A 2,395-nucleotide genomic window follows, 5' to 3' on the forward strand; every position below is an offset into this window, starting at 1 on the left:
AAGTACTGCAGTTCGTTGTCGGTGTCGATGCGACATTTAACCTGAAAGCGTTTCACCTTGCCATCGACGTTTTTGGCTTCAACCGTCAGCAACTGACCAACCGTTAAATCCGCGCCCAGCTCTGGCAGGCTAAAGCGCTCCTGGCCGGTCAGTTGCAGCACCTCGACGTTTTCCCCGTCGCTAAACTGCAAAGGCAGCACACCCATACCGACCAGATTGGAGCGGTGAATGCGCTCAAAGCTTTCAGCAATGACGGCTTTAACCCCCAGCAAACGGGTGCCTTTGGCCGCCCAGTCCCGGCTGGAGCCGGTGCCGTATTCCTTGCCAGCCAACACCACCAGCGGCTCTTTGTCCTGCTGGTAGCGCATGGCGGCATCGTAAATCGCCAGTTGCTCGCCGGATGGGAAGTGTTTGGTTTCGCCGCCTTCCACCCCGGGCAGCAACTGATTGCGGATACGGATATTGGCAAAGGTACCGCGCATCATCACCTCATGATTGCCGCGACGCGAGCCATAGGAGTTAAAGTCCTGCTCGGCCACGCCCTGCTCTTGCAGATAGCGCCCAGCCGGCGAACTGGCCTTGATGGCACCGGCCGGTGAAATATGGTCGGTGGTGATGGAGTCGCCAAACAGCGCCAGCACATAGGCATCTTTGATGGGTTCTATTGGCACCGGCTGGCCAAAGTCGGCAAAAAAGGGCGGCTGCTGGATGTAGGTCGAACGGTTATCCCAATGATAGGTGCGATCCTCGGTGACCGGCAGCGCTTTCCAATGGGCATCGCCGCTAAACACATCGGCGTATTGCTTGCGGAACATGGCACCGTCCACCAGCGCTACCGCCGCGGCAATTTCTTTTTGGCTCGGCCAGATGTCTTTTAAATAGACCGGGCCATCTTTGCCCTCTCCCAGCGGATCTTCGGTCACATTGATCAGCATGGTACCGGCCAGTGCATAGGCCACCACCAAAGGCGGAGATCCCAGCCAGTTGGCTTGCACCTGTGGGTGAATGCGGCCTTCAAAGTTGCGGTTGCCCGACAGCACCGAAGCCACCGCTAAATTGCCCTCTTCTATGGCATCACTGATGGCATCCGGCAAGGGGCCGGAGTTGCCGATGCAGGTGGTGCAGCCATAGCCCACCAGATGAAAGCCCAGCTGCTCCAGCGGCTTGGTTAAACCGGCTTTATCCAGGTAATCAGTGACCACCTTGGAGCCCGGTGCCAAGGATGTTTTCACCCAGGGCTTCACCTTTAAACCCAGCGCAATGGCTTTTTTAGCCACCAGGCCGGCGGCCATCATCACACTGGGATTGGAGGTGTTGGTGCACGAGGTAATGGCCGCAATCACCAGATCGCCGTGCTTCAGCGCATGCTCCATACCGGCAATAGCCACGGCCTGCTGTTTGTTTTTCAGCTGCTCCAGCTCCAGTTGCATGACGCTCTGAATATCCGGCAAGGCGACCTTATCCTGCGGTCGTTTGGGCCCGGCCAGTGCCGGTGTAACGCTGGCCAAATCCAGCTCCAGCACGGCACTGAATACCGGTTCCTTGCTGGCATCATGCCACAGGCCCTGCGCCTGGCAGTACGCCTTGACCAAGGCAATTTGTTGCTCCGAGCGACCGGACAGCTCTAGATATTTCAGGGTTTCCTCATCCACCGGGAAGAAGCCGCAGGTGGCGCCATACTCGGGCGCCATATTGGCGATGGTGGCCCGATCGGCCAGCGGCAAATGCGCCAGTCCGTCACCAAAGAATTCAACAAATTTGCCCACTACGCCCTTGGCCCGCAGCATCTGCGTCACAGTGAGCACCAGATCGGTGGCAGTGGTGCCTTCCGGCATCTTACCGGTTAACTTAAAGCCAACCACTTCCGGCAGCAGCATCGACACCGGCTGACCCAGCATGGCCGCTTCGGCCTCAATGCCACCCACGCCCCAGCCAAGCACGCCCAGGCCATTGATCATGGTGGTGTGTGAGTCGGTGCCGACCAGCGTATCCGGGTACACCCAGGTATCACCATCTTTTTCGTCAGTCCAGGCCACTTTGGCCAGGTACTCCAGATTGACCTGATGGCAGATGCCGGTGCCTGGCGGCACCACCCGAAAGTTGCGAAAGGCTTTCTGCCCCCAGCGCAAAAAGGCATAGCGCTCACGATTGCGTTCAACTTCCAGCGCCACGTTGTCACCGAAAGCATCGGCATTGGCGAACTTGTCCACCATCACCGAATGATCAATCACCAGATCCACTGCAGATAGCGGATTAATGAGCTCGGGATCGGCACCGGCTTTGGCCACGGCATCGCGCATCGAGGCCAAATCCACCACAGCAGGTACACCGGTAAAATCCTGCATCAGCACCCGGGCAGGCCGGTACTGAATTTCCCGGCTGGAGCTTTTATCCT

General features: G+C 58.2%; 1 protein-coding gene. It reads right to left on the minus strand.

Annotated features, from left to right (window positions below; genetic code table 11):
• Positions 1-2,395, minus strand: a 2,395-nt coding sequence (gene acnA / locus JJU14_RS16520; protein ID WP_228614812.1) for an aconitate hydratase AcnA, incomplete at both ends; no start/stop codon positions are given.

Origin of the sequence: Alkalimonas sp., from assembly GCF_020831925.1 — a bacterium.
Lineage (GTDB): Bacteria > Pseudomonadota > Gammaproteobacteria > Enterobacterales > Alteromonadaceae > Alkalimonas.